The organism is Aeromonas sp. OTU364, assembly GCF_038440395.1.
In the GTDB taxonomy this organism is placed as follows: Bacteria; Pseudomonadota; Gammaproteobacteria; order Enterobacterales; family Aeromonadaceae; genus Aeromonas.
Map to the genome: position 1 here is coordinate 1 of NZ_JASATR010000008.1, position 15,971 is coordinate 15,971.

Genomic DNA, 15,971 nt, shown 5'->3' on the forward strand with positions numbered 1-15,971 from the left:
AATGAGCGGGGTTTTTTATTGCCTGAAATTCATAACCTTCATCTATATCCGGTTGATTTACAACCGCATCCTCTCTTCATCGGCCCTGATCTGCGAAGGGCAGCACCATATTGACTATGCCGTCTTCCAGCTGGATGTCGATCAGGAAACCCAGCCGCTTGGCCAGATTGATCATGCCGCGATTGCTGGGCATGGTCATGCCCGATAGCTGGCCGATGCCACGCTCTCTGGCGTAGCGCACTATCTTCTCCATCATCAGCTTGCCGAGCCCCAGCCCTTTCATATCCGATCGCACCAGGATGGCAAATTCCGCGTCAGACTGGTCCGGGTTGGAGATGGCGCGCACCACTCCCAGGATCTGCTGGTTGTATGGCCCATCCTGTCCCACGGCGACGAAGGCCATCTCCCGGTCGTAATCGATCTGGGTCATGCGGGCCAGCTCTTCGTGCCCCAACTCCCCCACGTCGGCGAAGAAGCGCTTGTATCTGTCCTCATCGGAGACCTTGAGCACGAACTGCTTGTGGGCCGGTTCGTCCTCCGGCCGGATCGGACGCAGCAGCACATGGTTCTGATCTTTCAGCCAGGCACCCTCCTCCAGTTCGGTGGGATAGGGGCGAATGGCCAGTGGCAACATCTGCCGACCCTCTTCCATCAGCACCAGCCTGGCATCCAGGATCACCATCTCTTCGCCGTAAGCCTGCAGTGGATGCAGGTCCAGCTCCTGGATTTCGGGGAAGGCCAGCAGCAGCTCGGAGAGCTGGCACAAGACCTGGGCGAGGGCATCGATATCGAGTCGTACCGGGCTGGCCTGTTCGCGGATCTTGCTGTTCTTGAGGGCTCCGATGATCTGGTAACGAGCGAGCGCCTGGTTGAGTGGTGGCAGGGCCGCGACCATCTCGTGGGGTTCGGCACCGGATTCACCGAGCAGGATGACGGGGCCGAACACAGGATCCTGCTGCAAGCGGATCCTCAGCTCCAGACCCCCGCTGCGGCGCGCCATGCGTTGCACCAGCAGCCCTTCTATTCGGGCCCCTGGGTCGTGCTGGCGGACCCGGTCCAGGATGGCATCCGCCGCCTGGGCCACTTCCGCCGAGGTGCGCAGATTCAGCATGACGCCGTGCACCTCGGATTTGTGGGCAATGTCAGGTGAGCGCAGCTTCACCGCCACCGGATAACCTATCTGCTCCGCGGTCAGCGCCGCCTCGATGGCATCGGAAACTATCCAGGTCGACAGGGTGGAGAGACCGGCCGCCTGCAGGATGGGTTGTGCCAGGTGGGTGTCCAGTACCTGCTGCTTGCGATCCAGCGCCTGGCGGAGCAGCTGCTGACAACGCTCGACATCGAGTCTGTCCCCTTGCAGGGAGGCGGGGGTCTCCATCAGCTGCTTCTGGTTGCGGCGGTATTCCACCATGTGCATGAAGGCGGTGACGGCACTCTCCGGAGTACGGTAAGTCGGGATCCCCGCTTCATTGAACAGGCGTCGACCCTCCTGGGCCGAGTACTCTCCCGCCCAGTTGGTCAGTATGTTGAAACGCCTGGCTCTGGGGTGTTGCTTGAGGAAATCGATCAGATTGCTGGCCAGGGTCGCACCGCGAGCGGTGAGGGAGGGGGCGTGGATCAGCAGGATGGCATCGGCCCCGTCCCCTTGCAGCAGCTCGTCCAGCGCGGTTCGGTAGGCCTCCACATCGGCGTCGCTGCCTATGTCCAGAGGGGGCATGGCCATCTTGCCGCCGCGTGCCAGCAGCACGTCTGCGGCCATATTGGCCAGACCGCGCCCGTTGGAGAGGATGGCGAGTCGCTCCCCCTTGAGGGTCAGGGAGTGGCTCAGGGTTTCGACGGTGGCAAACAGTTCGTGGGTGTCCCGTACCCGCAGCATGCCGGCCCGGCGGATGGCGGCGTCATAGACGTTGTCGAGGCCGTTGGCCGGATCGTGGCGGCCGCTCTTGAGCACCAGAATGGGCTTGTTGCGGGAAGCGGCACGGGCGGCGGAGAGAAAGTGGCGGGCATCGTGAAGCTTGTCCATGTAGATCAGGATGGCGCGGGTTGCCCCGTCGCGGGAGAGCTGATCCAGCAGCTGACCGAAGTCGATGTCGCAGTGATCCCCAAGCGAGACGAAGGCCGAGAAGCCGATCTCCCGCTGTTTGGCCCAATCGAGGATGGTGGTGCTGACCGCCGCCGACTGGGACAAAAAGGCCACCTGCCCCGGGGTGGCGGCAATGGGGGAGAAGCTGGCGTTGATGCCCTGTCCGGGCAACAGCATGCCCATGCTGTTGGGGCCGAGCAGGCGGATGCCGTATTGCCGGCAGAGCTGCCTGAGCCGCTGGCGCTCGTCGCCGGAGAAGTGGGCGGCCAGTATGATGGCCGCCCCTGTGCCCTTCTTGCCGAGCTCCTCGATGAGCGGCAGTACCCGCTCGCGCCGGGTGCAGACGATGGCAAGATCCGGGGAGAGGGGGAGGCTCTCGATATCGGGATAGGCGAGCACGCCGGCGACGGCCCGGCAGTGCGGGCTGACCGGCAGTATGGGGCCCTTGAACTGGCCCGCGAGCAGATGCCGGATGACCACATGCCCGGCCTTCTGGGGGTTACTGGAGGCACCGATGACGGCAATCGATTGGGGTTTGAAGAGCCGGTCCAGGCCGCTTGGTTTCATGGGCACTCCTCATGGCGACCCCCGAGGCGAGGGCGACGTATGGTGCCAGTCTAATACGCTTCAGGCGTTCGTTCTGTGACCCATTGCGGATCACGACCGGGCCAGGGCATTGGCACGCAGATAAAATCTCAGTTCACCCTGGATGCGCCGCACAGTGGCCAGGTGCCTGTCCTGCACATAGATCTCCTGCTCCCGATCGAGCGGGGTGCGCTGGACTCCGAGGCTCTGCAGGTACTCTGCAAACAGGATGGCACTCTGGATTTCGACAAGATGCTGGCTCACGGCATGATCCTCTGTGGTGGATGGATTTGCCGGCCAGTGTCCCCTCTTCTCCAGGGCTTTCATACTGACACATTTGACACTGATGCTGGGGCAGCCCCGGAATCAGCGCAGCCCTCCCTGACCGCGGGCCGTGTCCCAGAAGGCGCGGATCAGCGGCTCTTCCAGCCGCTTCTTGAGCACGGCGATACCGACATCGAACGGCTTGAGGGCGGGCTTGGGATCGACGATGCGTACCTTGTCCCCCATGGGGCTGTGATCGATCACGGCGGCAGGCACCAGGCCTACGCCGAAGCCGAGGGCCACCATGGCGACTATGCCCTCGTTGCCCGCCACCTCGGCATAGATGTTGGGGGCTATGCCCTTGTTGCGGAACCACTGGTCACAGCGTTTGCGGGCCAGCCCCTGTTCCGAGAGGATGAGCGGCAGCCGCTCCCAGTCGGGTTCACCCTGGGAGAACCACTGGCTTTGCTGGGGGGCATTGCGGGGGGCGATAAAGACCAGCGGCACCTGCTGCAGGCTGGCGAACTCCAGCTTGGACGAGAGGGCATCCGGGCGGGCGGCGATGGCGAGATCGGCCTCGTCGGCCAGGATCTTGTCCACCGCCAGGGCGGGGTCGCCGGTCTCCAGCTTGATCTCGAGCTGGGGATAGCGGCGGCGAAAGCGTTCCAGCACCTCGGGCAGCAGGAAGTAGCTGGCGGTGACCGAACAGAAGACCCGCAGCCGCCCCTGCAACGGCTCGTCGCTGCGCCTGAGTTCCTGCTTGAGCCGCCGCCACTCCTGCAACAGGCTGCCACCGAACTCCCTCAGCTTCTCTCCCGCCGGGGTGAGCCGCACGCTGCGGTTGTCCCGCTCGAACAGCATGCAGCCGGTCTCCTGCTCCAGCCGCTGGATGGCGCGGCTCAGGGTGGAGGGGCTGACCGCCATGGCGTCGGCGCTCTTGCCGAAGTGGAGGGAGTCGGCGAGGTGGAGAAACAGTTCGAGATTGCGAAGGTCCATCTTTGAATTCCTGCAGCGGCGCTTGTGCCGACCATATACCTTCAGGCCGCAAGCCCCCGAGATGCACCGGGTGGGAAAAACGGCCTGAGAATGCCAAGAGTCACATTTCAATTTCTGCAACGTACTGTTTCGAATATATCAGTTCAGGCAATAAGTGTCCCGCGCTATAGTGGTTTGGACAACGCCGCTACCCGGCATGGAATCAATCGAACGGAGCAATCACCATGGCTAACTATTTCAACACCTTGAACCTGCGTCAGCAGTTGGCCCAGCTGGGCAAGTGTCGTTTCATGCAGCGCGAGGAGTTCGCTGACGGTTGTGCGGCGCTCAAGGGCAAGAAGGTGGTGATTGTGGGCTGTGGCGCCCAGGGTCTGAACCAGGGTCTGAACATGCGCGACTCCGGGCTGGATATCTCCTATGCCCTGCGCAAGGCCGCCATCACCGAGAAGCGCGCCTCCTGGCAGAAGGCTACCGACAACGGCTTCGTCGTCGGTACCTATGAAGATCTGATCCCGACCGCCGATCTGGTACTGAACCTGACCCCGGACAAGCAGCACTCCGACGTGGTGAAGACCGTCATGCCGCTGATGAAGCAGGGCGCCGCCCTGGGCTACTCCCACGGCTTCAACGTGGTGGAAGAGGGTCAGCAGATCCGCGCCGACATCACAGTCGTCATGGTGGCGCCCAAGTGCCCGGGTACCGAGGTGCGTGAAGAGTACAAGCGCGGCTTCGGCGTGCCGACCCTGATCGCCGTTCACCCGGAGAACGATCCCCAGGGTGAAGGCATGGCCATCGCCAAGGCCTGGGCCTCCGCCACCGGCGGCGACCGTGCGGGCGTGCTGGAGTCCTCCTTCGTGGCGGAAGTGAAATCCGACCTGATGGGCGAGCAGACCATCCTCTGCGGCATGTTGCAGGCCGGTTCCCTGCTCTGCTACGACAAGCTGGTTGCCGAGGGCACTGACCCGGCCTATGCCGGCAAGCTGATCCAGTTCGGCTGGGAAACCATCACCGAGGCCCTGAAGCAGGGCGGCATCAGCCTGATGATGGACCGCCTCTCCAACCCGGCCAAGCTGCGCGCCTTCGAGCTCTCCGAGCAGCTGCGTACCCTGATGCGTCCGCTGTTCGAGAAGCACATGGATGACATTATCGCCGGCGAGTTCTCCCGCGGCATGATGGCCGACTGGGCCGAAGACGATGCCAAGCTGTTCGGCTGGCGCGAAGAGACCGGCAAGTCCGCCTTCGAGAATGCCCCTGCCTATGCGGGCAAGATCGCCGAGCAGGAGTACTTCGACAATGGTGTGGTCATGGTGGCCATGGTCAAGGCAGGTGTGGAGCTGGCGTTCGAAACCATGGTGGCCTCCGGCATCTATGAAGAGTCCGCCTACTATGAGTCCCTGCACGAGCTGCCGCTCATCGCCAACACAGTCGCTCGCAAGCGTCTGTACGAGATGAACGTGGTCATCTCCGACACCGCGGAGTACGGTAACTACCTGTTCGCCAACGCCGCCGTGCCGCTGCTGCGCGAGCACTTTATGCCGACGTTGCAAGCCGGGGATCTGGGTAGCGCCCGCGCCGAGCCGAAGGCGGTGGACAACCTGGCCCTGCTGGCGGCCAATGAGGCGACTCGTAGCCATCCGATCGAAGCGATCGGCCAGACCCTGCGTGGCTACATGAAAGACATGAAACGCATCGCCGTCGGCGGTTAATGCCGGCGATGGAAGGGCGGGGGTGACGATCCCCGTCTTCTGGTTGGCTTAGACACCTGGCCAGATCTCCACAGGATGGCAACGCCGGCTTCCGGCAACAAAAAGCCCCGTTCAATGAGCGGGGCTTTTGCATTCAGAAAGACTTGGAAAATCAGGCTTTCCAGGATTTCCAGGTGTTGATCAGACCGTTGGTGGAGCAGTCGTGGCTGGTGACGGCGTCATTGCTGCCCAGCTCCGGCAGTATCTTGTTGGCGAGCTGCTTGCCCAGCTCCACGCCCCACTGGTCGAAGGAGAAGATGTTCCAGATTGCGCCCTGTACGAAGATCTTGTGCTCGTACATGGCGATCAGGGCACCCAGCGTCTTCGGGGTCAGACTCTTGAACAGTATGCTGTTGGTCGGGCGGTTGCCTTCGAACACCTTGAACGGCACCAGCTCTTTAACTTGGTCGAGCGTTTTGCCAGCCGCCAGGAACTCGGCCTCGACCTGCTCCTTGCTCTTGCCGAAGGCCAGCGCCTCGGTCTGGGCGAAGAAGTTGGCCAGCAGTTTCGGGTGGTGGTCACCGATCGGGTTGTGGCTGATGGCTGGTGCCAGGAAGTCACAGGGGATCAGCTTGGTACCCTGGTGGATCAGCTGGTAGAAGGCGTGCTGGCCGTTGGTGCCCGGCTCACCCCAGATGATGGGGCCGGTCTGGTAGTCAACCGGGTTCCCGTTGCGATCCACGTACTTGCCGTTGGATTCCATGTTGCCCTGCTGGAAGTAGGCAGGGAAGCGGTGCATGTACTGATCGTACGGCAGGATGGCTTCGGACTCGGCACCGTGGAAGTTGTTGTACCAGAGGCCGATCAGCGCCAGCAGCACAGGCACGTTCTGCTCATAGGAGGCGGTGGCGAAGTGCATGTCCATCTCGAAGGCGCCTTGCAGCAGGGCTTCGAAGTTTTCGAAACCGACGGAGAGGGCGATGGGCATGCCGATGGCAGACCAGGAGGAGTAGCGGCCGCCAACCCAGTCCCAGAACTCGAACATGTTGTCGGTGTCGATGCCGAACTCGGCCACGGCCTTGCCGTTGGTGGAGAGGGCGGCGAAGTGCTTGGCAACGTGGGCCTTGTCACCGGCGATCTGGATGAACCAGTCGCGGGCGGTCAGGGCGTTGGTCATGGTCTCCTGAGTGGTGAAGGTCTTGGAGGCCACCAGGAACAGGGTGGTTTCCGGATCGATCTTCTTCAGCGTCTCGGCGATGTGGGTGCCATCGACGTTGGAGACGAAGTGCATCTGCAGGTGGTTTTTGTAGGGGCGCAGCGCCTCGGTGATCATCACCGGGCCCAAATCAGAGCCACCGATACCGATGTTGACCACGTGCTGGATCGCCTTGCCGGTGTAGCCTTTCCACTCGCCGGAGATGATCTTCTCGCAGAAGCCCTTCATCTTGGCCAGCACGGCGTTCACTTCCGGCATCACATCCTTGCCGTCGCACTCAATGGGGCGGTCGGAGCGGTTGCGCAGGGCCACGTGCAGCACGGAGCGGCCTTCGGTCATGTTGATCTTGTCGCCGTTGAACATGGCATCGATGGCGCTGCGCAGATCGGTCTCCTTGGCCAGATCGATGAGCAGCTTGAGGGTCTCCTCGGTGATCAGGTTCTTGGAGTAGTCGACCAGGATGTCGCCTTGATAGGTGAGGGAGAACTTGTCGAAACGCTGGGGATCCTGGGCGAACAGATCTTTCAGCCGGGTCTCTTTGTTCGCTGCAAAGTGGGCTTCCAGTGCCTGCCAGGCCTGGGTCTGGGTTGGATTGATGTTTTTCATAGGATTATCAGTCTTCCAAGTTGTGTTTGAACCTTGCAGGCAAGGCTCCCGCCAAACCTTATTATTCGAGCACTATACCGGGCCCATTATACCGGGCACATGGTGCGGCCCGTGTAACAGAGCTTTACCAATTGTCTGCATCGAAGGAGTTTACAACCAAAACGCTGCGATTATGAGTCAGCAGGGATCATGAGATCTTGCGTTGGCTCATGCTTCGCCGGTCTCGTCAGGTTGAAAGGGGTTTCAATGTGGCAGGGGGGAGGCGGGGCCGGAGATGGGGTGAGACAGCTGCCTTTCGAGCGGGTATCGGGCAGGTCGCCCTTGCGGTGGTTGGCCTTTCCCCTGCCCCGAAAACGACGATGCCAGCCCTAAGGCTGGCATCGTGGCCATCATCACTGGATTCAGGCCTGAGTCTTCTGCATGTGCATGACCATCTGGGGGAAGGGGATCTCGACGCCCTCGGCATCGAAGGCCAGCTTCACCTTCTCGTGGAAGTCGAACCAGACGCCCCAGTAATCGCCCGTCTTGACCCAGGGACGCACCACTATGTTGACCGAGGAGTCGGCCAGGGCAGCGACGGCGATGGTGACGGCCGGATCCTTGAGGATGCGGGTCTCTTCATTCACCAGACGCTCCAGGATCTGCTTGGCCTTGCGCAGGTCCGAGCCGTAGCCGATGCCGAAGGTCATGTCGACCCGGCGGGTGTCCATGCGGGAGTAGTTGACTATGGTGCCGTTGAGGATGGCGGAGTTCGGGACCACCACCATCTTGTTGTCGGCGGAGGTGAGGGTGGTGGTGAACAGCTGAACGGCCTGCACCACGCCGTTAGTACCGGCCACCTCGATGAACTCACCGGCCTTGATGGGGCGGAAGATGATCAGCAGGAAACCGGCGGCAAAGTTGGAGAGAGAGCCCTGCAGCGCCAGACCGATTGCCAGACCGGCGGCACCTATGATGGCCACGAAGGAGGCGGTCTGTACCCCGACCCGGCCCAGGGCCGCGATCACCACGAACACCAGTATGGTGTACTTGAGGATGCTGCCGACGAAGTGGGTAATTGTGGTGTCCAGCTTGCGGGTATGCATTACCTTGGTCACGCCGCCGCTGATGATGTTGGCGGCGATGTAACCGACCAGCAGGGTGAGCAGGGCGGCGGCGATGTTGACCGAATACTCGATGATCAGTCCCTGGTTATTGACCAGCCAGGTCTGCGCTTCTGTGATGATCTCGGGTTCCATAGGGTGTCCTGTTGGTATTGAAGATTTATGGCGGATAAATCTAACACCGGAGCGCGACAACCTGGGTCGCATCTGGTGCTTATTCTCTGCCATCAAAAGCTGCCACAAAAAACAAGGGAGGCCAAGGCCTCCCGCTTCGCACCCACCAGTATGGTCCAGCTTTGCAGCTATGGGTTGCGCATCTATTGCCACCGAGCCTCTAACCCGGTGATGGGTTAAGGGTTTTATTCGGAGCTGATATGTAGGTCGATCCGTCCCTCTGGCTCGGCTCAGCTTTGCAATAACTGGCTGCGCATAAATTGCCACTGATCCTCGAAGCCGGCGGTGGGCTTGAGCTTGAACTCGGAGCGGACGAACTGGCTGATGCGGCCCTCGGCATAGGCCAGCAGCAGGTTGGCCAGCATGGTCTCATCGAGCTGGAAGCCCTGACCTTCCCGTAGCCGCTTCTCCCTCAGAGCCTGCTTGAGCTGGGTCTCCAGCTTGTCAAACAGGGCGCTGATGCGATCCCGCAGCCGATCGTGCTCGCCCAGCAGGGCATCGCCGTTGAGGATGCGGGTGATGCCGGGATTGCGCTCGGCGAACACCAGCAGCAGCTGCAGTATATGGTGGCAGCGGGCCATGGTGTCCTTCTCTTCGGCCATGATCAGGTTGACCCGTGACAGCAGGGAATCCTCGATAAAGTCGATCAGTCCCTCGAACATCCGCGCCTTGCTCGGAAAGTGTCGATAGAGGGCCGCCTCGGACACACCCACCTCGGCTGCGAGGCGCGCCGTGGTGATGCGCTGGCCCGGACTGGTTTCCAGCATGTGGGCGAGTGCCTGCAGGATCTGATCGCGCCGACTCTGTTTCTGGTTACTGCTTGCCATGGATTCCCCTAAAAAAAACAATGGCTTGATTCTGTTATTAGACACAGACCCCAGGGGGTTGTGTGGTCTTGTTATTGGCGACCAGAAGAACCAAACCCGCCTTCACCCCGTTCACTCTGGTTGAATTCGTCGACCAGCTGGAAGCTGGCCTGCACCACGGGCAGGATCACCAGCTGGGCGATGCGCTCGCCTGGCTGCATGGTGAAGCTGTCGTTGCCGCGATTCCAGACCGAGACCATCAGCTGGCCCTGGTAGTCGGAGTCGATGAGGCCGACCAGGTTGCCCAGCACTATGCCGTGCTTATGACCCAGGCCGGAGCGAGGCAAGATGGTGGCGCACAGACCCGGATCCTGAATGTGGATGGCGAGCCCGGTCGGCACCAGGGTGGTGTCGCCCGGTGCCAGCGTGATCGGTGCATCCAGCAGGGCGCGCAGATCCATGCCGGCGGAACCCGGAGTGGCGTAGGCAGGCAGCGGGAAGTCGGTGCCGATGCGGGCATCCAGGATTTTCAGTTCAATTTGTGTCGTCATGAATCGTTTTTCAATTGGATCGCTCTGGGGCGATCGAGTGGTTCAGTGGGCGCCCTTGGGTCGCCCAGCATGTTGTCAATGCGATGCCGGTCGCCGTGAGTCCGTCGCCAGTGGTCATGGCCCGGGGCTCAGGGTCGATAGTGGCGTGCAATCAGGGCGACAAGATGACGAGCCAGCGTCAGCTTGTCGGCCAGGGGCAGGGCGGCCTGACCCCCTTGCCAGAAGACGGTCAGGGCGTTGTCATCGGCATTGAAGCCTTGACCCGCGCGGGACACGTCGTTGGCGGCGATCATGTCCAGCCGCTTACGTCGCAGTTTGTCGAGGGCGTATTGTTCCACATCCACGGTTTCGGCGGCAAATCCGACGGTGAAGGGTTTGTCTGGCAGTGCCCCCACGGCGGCGATGATGTCGGGATTCTTGACCAGGGTCAGCGCCATCTGGTCGTTGTCACCAGTCTTCTTGATCTTCTGGCTGGCGACCTGGGCCGGGCGATAGTCCGCCACGGCGGCGCAGCCGATAAAGAGGTCGCACTCACCGACCCGGCTCATCACGGCTTCGTGCATCTGCAGGGCGCTCTCCACGTCGACTCGCTCAATCCCCTGAGGCGTAGCCAGCGTCACCGGTCCGCTTACTAGCGTTACGTCTGCCCCCGCCTCGCGGGCGGCGCGGGCGATGGCGTAACCCATCTTGCCGGAGCTGTGGTTGCTGATGTAGCGCACCGGATCCAGCGCCTCGCGGGTCGGCCCTGCGGTGAGCAGCAGTTTGACCCCCGCCAGCAATGGCTCGTCAGCCAGCTGCTGGCAGCAGCGCTCCACCAGTTCGAGGGGATCCAGCATCCGGCCGGGGCCCACGTCACCGCAGGCCTGGCTGCCGGAATCCGGCCCCCACAGCAGGATGCCGCGGCCGGCCAGGGTCTTGAGGTTGGCCTGAGTGGCGGCGTTGCGATACATCTGCTGGTTCATGGCCGGGGCCAGCACCACGGTTGCCGGGGTGGCCAGGCAGAGGGTGGTGAGCAGCTCGTCCGCCATGCCGGCGGCCATGCGCGCCATCAGGTTGGCGCTGGCGGGGGCGATCAGTACCAGATCCGCCCACTTGGCCAGCTCGATGTGGCCCATGCCCGCTTCGGCGGCCGGGTCCAGCAGGCTGTCGGCCACCGGGTGGCCGGAGACGGCCTGCAGGGTCAGGGGAGTGATGAACTCCTTGGCGGAGCGGGTCATTACCACCCGCACCTCGGCCCCCTGATCTTTCAGGCGGCGTACCAGCTCGGCACTCTTGTAGGCGGCGATCCCGCCACTGACACCCAACAGGATGCGTTTATCGGCCAATCTCATCTGTTGCTTCTCTTTCGGCTCACTCTGACTGGTCGGGTAAGATAGCACAGGCGATGGACGACGACAGAGGCTGACATGGGGGAGTTGTGGTCGGGCTCCCGCGATTTTTTGCTATGTTTTCTCTCAATAGCCATGAGGGAGAGACAAATGAGCATCAAGGAGTGGCCGGAAGATGAGCGCCCCCGGGAGAAGCTGCTGCGCCGTGGGGCGGGGGTGCTCTCCGATGCGGAATTGCTGGCGATCTTCCTGCGCACCGGGGTCAGCGGCCTGAGCGCGGTGGATCTGTCCCGCCAGCTGTTGCAGCAGTTCGGCTCCCTGCGGGCGCTGCTTGGGGCCGAGCAACAGGCTTTTTGCGGCGCTCACGGGCTGGGGCCGGCCAAATATGCCCAGTTGCAGGCGGTGCTGGAGATGGGCAGACGGCATCTTGCCGAGCAGTTGCAACGGGGGGAGGCCCTCACGTCCCCCCAGCTGACCCGGGAGTATCTGCAGGCTCAGCTGCGGGACAGGCCGCGGGAGGTGTTTGCGCTGTTATTGCTCGATAACCAGCACAGAGTGATTCAATTTGTTGAACTTTTCTACGGCACCCTGGATTCGGCGAGCGTCTGGCCCAGGGAAATCGTGCAGATCGCGCTCAAACATAATGCAGCCGCCGTGATTCTGGCGCATAATCACCCGTCCGGCGTAGCCGAGCCCAGTCGGGCCGACCGCCAGATCACGGATCGGATCCTGGCCGCCCTGGCCTTGGTCGATATCAGAGTGCTGGATCACTTGGTGATCGGTGACGGCATCACGGTTTCTTTCGCAGAGCGTGGTTGGTTATGACTGGGCTCTGGCACTGTATTAGTTGATCTTTGATCACGGATGCTGTATAAAATGCCGCCTTCTGTTTGCCCCGCAATCGAAGGCCAGCGGGGCAGATATTTGCTCGAGCAATGAAGTAAGATTTGGAGAGACTGACATGTCTAGAGTATGCCAAGTAACCGGCAAGCGCCCGGCAGTTGGTAACAACCGTTCGCACGCTAACAACGCTACCAAGCGTCGTTTCCTGCCGAACCTGCACACTCACCGTTTTTGGGTTGAGAGTGAAAAACGCTTCGTAAGCCTGCGCGTATCCGCAAAAGGCATGCGTATCATCGACAAGCGCGGCGTTGAAGTGGTTCTGGCTGAACTGCGTGCCAGCGGCGTTAAGGTATAAGGAATTAGATCATGGCTAAAGGTATTCGCGATAAGATTCGCCTGAACTCCAGCGCCGGTACTGGTCACTTCTATACCACTACCAAGAACAAGCGCACCATGCCCGAAAAAATGGAGATCAAGAAATTTGATCCCGTTATTCGTCAGCATGTGATCTACAAGGAAGGCAAAATCAAGTAATCACTTGATGCTGCATTCCCAAAAAACCCGGCTTAGTGCCGGGTTTTTTTATGGATGGAATTCAGTACACTGCCGCTTCAAAGGGAGGCTTGCCATGTTCAAATTGAGCCGTAAAGGCTGGAATAACGTGATCATAGTGGTGGTGCTGATCGTTATCACCCTGCTGCACCGGCTGGAGCAGGCCCAGCAGGAGAACAGCGCCCAGCGCGCCCGTCCCCTGCTGCCCGAATCTGCCGTGGTGTTGACCTGGCAGGGGCCGAGCTGGCAGATAGAGCGGATCGGCCAGGGCTGGCGCAGCGGGCCGGATCTGGGGCTCAGCAGCGCCCAGCTGGCCGCCCGCATCGAGACATGGCAAGGCTGGCTGTTGCCCCCGGGCGGGGCCGTGCGCGGCACCCCTGTCACCCTCAAGATATGGGTCGCCGGCCAGAGCGATCCGGTTGAAGTGGGGCTCTATCAGGACGACGGCAAGTTTGCCGCCCTGCTGCCCCCCTCGACCTGGCTCACCCTGAGCCAGGAGCAGTACCGCGACCTGCTGCGTCCCACCCCCTGAACCCTGCCGTGAGCGAGAGACCTGTCTATGCCTGAATTACCGGAAGTCGAAGTCAGCCGCCAGGGGATCTCTCCCTGGCTTACCGGCATCAAGGTGACCCGTGTGGTGGTCAGGGATGGCCGGCTGCGCTGGCCCGTGCCTGGGGAGATCCAGGAGCTGGTGGATCTCGTCATCCACAGGGTCAGCCGCCGCGCCAAGTACCTGCTGCTGGAGACCGATTTTGGCACCGCCATCCTGCATCTCGGCATGTCCGGCAGCCTGCGGGTGCTGGACATAGGCACCCCGGCCGAGAAGCACGATCACGTGGATATCGAGCTCGCCAACGGCAAGCTGCTGCGGCTCAACGATCCGCGCCGTTTCGGTGCCCTGCTGTGGACCCGTGAACCGGCCGAGGCGCACGCCCTGCTCGCCAAGCTGGGTCCTGAGCCGCTCACCGACGCCTTCAGCGCCGACTATCTGCGGGCGCGAGCCAAGGGGCGCAGCACCGCCATCAAGCAGTTCCTGATGGACAACCAGGTGGTGGTCGGGGTGGGCAACATCTACGCCAACGAGGCGCTCTATGCCGCCGGCATTCACCCCAAGCGGGCGGCGGGCAACATCAGTGGCGAGCGGTTGGGGACCCTGGTGGCCGAGATCAAGCGGGTGCTGGCCGAGGCCATTCGCCAGGGGGGCACCACCCTCAAGGATTTCACCAGTGCCGATGGCAAACCGGGCTATTTCGTGCAGCAGTTGCAGGTCTATGGCCGGGGCGGCCAGCCCTGTTTCCACTGCCATACCCTGCTGACCGAGGTGAGGATGGGTCAGAGAACCACCGTGTTCTGCTCCCACTGCCAGCGCTGATCCGGACCATTTGGGGGGAGACGCGGTGAAGTTGTAACGACGTATTTCCAGTCTGTTGAAGCCCCGGCTGTCGCTGACTAGTATCTCGCTGTACACGCAGAAGAGATAATAAAATGACAGCAGAATCAATAGACTGGGATCATTTATCCCGGCAGGGGCACTATTGCGCCCAGAAAATGGCCCGCTTCCTTTATCCCGATGACAGCGCCCGCAAGACCTTCAATCGCGGCAAGTTCGTGCTGCGCAGTCTGCTCTACCGGCCGCAGTTGAACCGGGTGTTCGAGCTGTTTCAGACAGAACCCCTGAGGGCCCTGCCCGCCCACTATCCCGAGCTGCTCGACAAGCCGATGCGCCCCTATCGCTTCGCCTGCTCGACCGTGAACCAGCGAGTCAGGATGGTGGAGGATCACTACCGGCTGCTGCTGGCCCGTTATCCCGACCTGATCGACCCGCTCTATCTGGGGGAGGGGATCGAACTCGGCCGCTACCCCGAGGGAGGCTGTCGCCTGGTGCTGCGCCACGACGGCACCTTCCGCCGGGAGGCCGAGCTGGCCCTCTCCATCGTCAACGAGCAGGGGGAGCGGCTCTACAGCTGCGCCTTCTCGCTGGCGGGCAGCGAGCACGAGCTGGCGCTGGTGATAGGCTCGGTGCAGGGGCCCGCGCCCGGTGTCGAGCAGCCCCAGGAGCAGGTACGAGCCCTGACCAAGGCGGGCCATGGCCTGAGACCCAAGTCGCTGGTGGTGATGCTGGTGATGGCGCTGGCCGGAGCCATGGGGGCAAGCCGTGTCTCGGCCGTGCGGATGAAGGCGCACATCTTCCAGGCCAGACGCTACAGCAAGAAGAAAAAAGCCTGCCTGCAGGCGGATTATGACGAGCTGTGGCAGGAGTTCGGAGCCCTGGATCAGGATGCCAACTTCGTGCGGTTGCAGCCCGTGGTGCGCAAGCCGCTGGAGGAGGTGGCCGCCAGGAAGCGGGCCATGTACCGGCGTCGCTACGCCTGGCTGGACGAGCTGGCGCTCAACTGTCAGCAGGTGCTGAACCGCGCGCCGGACTGATGGCAGGGGTGGGAGACAGGGGCAGCGTCAACTGCCCCGACAAACAGGCTACCCTGGGGTAGCCTGTTTGCGTTGTCACTTGCCCTGTTTGGCTGCGATGGCCTGGGCCACCAGGGGATCGACGAACTGGTGGATGTCGCCGCCGTGCAGGGCGACTTCCTTCACCAGGGTAGAGGAGATGAAGGAGTTCTCTTCCGCCGGGGTGAGGAAGACGCTCTCCAGCTCCGGCATCAGGCGGCGGTTCATGTTGGCCAGCTGGAATTCGTACTCGAAGTCGGAGACGGCGCGCAGGCCGCGGATCAGCACGTTGGCCTGCTGCTCCCTGGCAAAATCCACCAGCAGACCGGAGAAGCCCACCACCTTGACATTGGGCAGATGGGCGGTCACCTGCTGGGCCAGCAGGACGCGCTCCGCCAGATCGAACAGCGGCCGCTTGCTCGGGCTGTTGGCGACCCCGACCACCACCTCGTCAAACAGCCTGGCGGCCCGGCCAATCAGGTCGGTGTGGCCGTTGGTGATGGGGTCGAAGGTGCCGGGATAGATTACCTTGTTGGTCATGCTGCTGATTCCTGCAACCGGGAAAATTGGTCGCATTATAGGGTCTGTTGGTGGTTTGTCGCGACCGGGATGGCGCGGATTTCTGGCGCGACGCCCCAGGTTGGATCGCCCAAATCAGCGCCCCTCGGCGTCTTCGCTTGAGAATAGCCCGGCATCAGGCAAGAATAGCCGCACCGCGCATCAAGCCTCCCTGC

Annotated in this window: 16 protein-coding genes; 7 read left to right on the top strand and 9 right to left on the bottom strand. The window is 62.1% G+C overall.

Annotation, left to right across the window (positions count from 1 at the left end; genetic code table 11):
- Positions 1 to 76 precede the first annotated feature (76 nt).
- From AAHB08_RS09995 to ilvY, 3 genes are all read right to left on the bottom strand, one after another.
- Positions 77 to 2,650 carry a bifunctional acetate--CoA ligase family protein/GNAT family N-acetyltransferase gene (locus AAHB08_RS09995; RefSeq protein ID WP_342058834.1) on the bottom strand — a complete coding sequence of 858 codons (2,574 nt, stop codon included), beginning with the start codon at positions 2,648 to 2,650 and terminating at the stop codon, positions 77 to 79.
- Between the two features lie 90 nt (positions 2,651 to 2,740).
- Complete coding sequence (locus AAHB08_RS10000) at positions 2,741 to 2,932, bottom strand: hypothetical protein (protein ID WP_025328781.1); 192 nt, start codon at positions 2,930 to 2,932, stop codon at positions 2,741 to 2,743.
- Positions 2,933 to 3,034: 102 nt separating this feature from the next.
- On the bottom strand, positions 3,035 to 3,928 hold the full coding sequence (gene ilvY, locus AAHB08_RS10005) for an HTH-type transcriptional activator IlvY (RefSeq protein WP_342058835.1): 894 nt from the start codon (positions 3,926 to 3,928) through the stop codon (positions 3,035 to 3,037).
- A 224-nt stretch (positions 3,929 to 4,152) separates the two neighbouring features.
- On the opposite strand from ilvY, the gene ilvC reads away from it, so the two are divergent.
- On the top strand, positions 4,153 to 5,634 hold the full coding sequence (ilvC, locus tag AAHB08_RS10010) for a ketol-acid reductoisomerase (RefSeq protein WP_342058836.1): 1,482 nt from the start codon (positions 4,153 to 4,155) through the stop codon (positions 5,632 to 5,634).
- A gap of 151 nt (positions 5,635 to 5,785) precedes the next feature.
- On the opposite strand, the gene pgi is transcribed toward ilvC, so the two are convergent.
- The 5 genes from pgi to coaBC form a co-directional block, all read right to left on the bottom strand.
- The gene (pgi, locus tag AAHB08_RS10015) at positions 5,786 to 7,435 is read right to left on the bottom strand and encodes a glucose-6-phosphate isomerase (protein WP_342058837.1); all 1,650 of its coding nucleotides are present in this window, start codon (positions 7,433 to 7,435) and stop codon (positions 5,786 to 5,788) included.
- A gap of 401 nt (positions 7,436 to 7,836) precedes the next feature.
- Entirely contained in the window at positions 7,837 to 8,673 is an 837-nt protein-coding gene (locus tag AAHB08_RS10020; protein ID WP_139438123.1) for a mechanosensitive ion channel domain-containing protein, read from the bottom strand.
- A gap of 269 nt (positions 8,674 to 8,942) precedes the next feature.
- Positions 8,943 to 9,539: a nucleoid occlusion factor SlmA gene (gene slmA, locus AAHB08_RS10025; RefSeq protein WP_005323760.1), complete on the bottom strand. Its 597-nt coding sequence runs from the start codon at positions 9,537 to 9,539 to the stop codon at positions 8,943 to 8,945.
- 71 nt (positions 9,540 to 9,610) lie between these two features.
- A complete protein-coding gene (gene dut / locus AAHB08_RS10030) occupies positions 9,611 to 10,069 on the bottom strand; it encodes a dUTP diphosphatase (RefSeq protein WP_025328776.1) in 459 nt (152 codons plus the stop codon).
- A gap of 128 nt (positions 10,070 to 10,197) precedes the next feature.
- Positions 10,198 to 11,400: a bifunctional phosphopantothenoylcysteine decarboxylase/phosphopantothenate--cysteine ligase CoaBC gene (coaBC, locus tag AAHB08_RS10035; protein WP_342058838.1), complete on the bottom strand. Its 1,203-nt coding sequence runs from the start codon at positions 11,398 to 11,400 to the stop codon at positions 10,198 to 10,200.
- 147 nt (positions 11,401 to 11,547) lie between these two features.
- Here coaBC and radC point away from each other — a divergent pair, with 147 nt between their 5' ends.
- The 6 genes from radC to AAHB08_RS10065 all read left to right on the top strand — a co-directional run bounded on the left by radC (position 11,548) and on the right by AAHB08_RS10065 (position 15,219).
- Positions 11,548 to 12,222, top strand: a complete 675-nt coding sequence (radC, locus tag AAHB08_RS10040) for a RadC family protein (RefSeq protein WP_042648929.1) — start codon at positions 11,548 to 11,550, stop codon at positions 12,220 to 12,222.
- Between the two features lie 136 nt (positions 12,223 to 12,358).
- The gene (rpmB, locus tag AAHB08_RS10045; RefSeq protein ID WP_005307492.1) at positions 12,359 to 12,595 is read left to right on the top strand and encodes a 50S ribosomal protein L28; all 237 of its coding nucleotides are present in this window, start codon (positions 12,359 to 12,361) and stop codon (positions 12,593 to 12,595) included.
- Between the two features lie 11 nt (positions 12,596 to 12,606).
- On the top strand, positions 12,607 to 12,774 hold the full coding sequence (gene rpmG / locus AAHB08_RS10050) for a 50S ribosomal protein L33 (protein WP_005323752.1): 168 nt from the start codon (positions 12,607 to 12,609) through the stop codon (positions 12,772 to 12,774).
- 94 nt (positions 12,775 to 12,868) lie between these two features.
- Positions 12,869 to 13,324 carry a hypothetical protein gene (locus tag AAHB08_RS10055; RefSeq protein WP_247627597.1) on the top strand — a complete coding sequence of 152 codons (456 nt, stop codon included), beginning with the start codon at positions 12,869 to 12,871 and terminating at the stop codon, positions 13,322 to 13,324.
- Positions 13,325 to 13,351: 27 nt separating this feature from the next.
- Positions 13,352 to 14,164 carry a bifunctional DNA-formamidopyrimidine glycosylase/DNA-(apurinic or apyrimidinic site) lyase gene (mutM, locus tag AAHB08_RS10060; RefSeq protein WP_163137455.1) on the top strand — a complete coding sequence of 271 codons (813 nt, stop codon included), beginning with the start codon at positions 13,352 to 13,354 and terminating at the stop codon, positions 14,162 to 14,164.
- A 176-nt stretch (positions 14,165 to 14,340) separates the two neighbouring features.
- A complete protein-coding gene (locus tag AAHB08_RS10065) occupies positions 14,341 to 15,219 on the top strand; it encodes a VirK/YbjX family protein (protein ID WP_342058839.1) in 879 nt (292 codons plus the stop codon).
- 75 nt (positions 15,220 to 15,294) lie between these two features.
- On the opposite strand, the gene coaD is transcribed toward AAHB08_RS10065, so the two are convergent.
- Positions 15,295 to 15,777 carry a pantetheine-phosphate adenylyltransferase gene (coaD, locus tag AAHB08_RS10070; RefSeq protein WP_139744767.1) on the bottom strand — a complete coding sequence of 161 codons (483 nt, stop codon included), beginning with the start codon at positions 15,775 to 15,777 and terminating at the stop codon, positions 15,295 to 15,297.
- Positions 15,778 to 15,971: the final 194 nt, after the last annotated feature.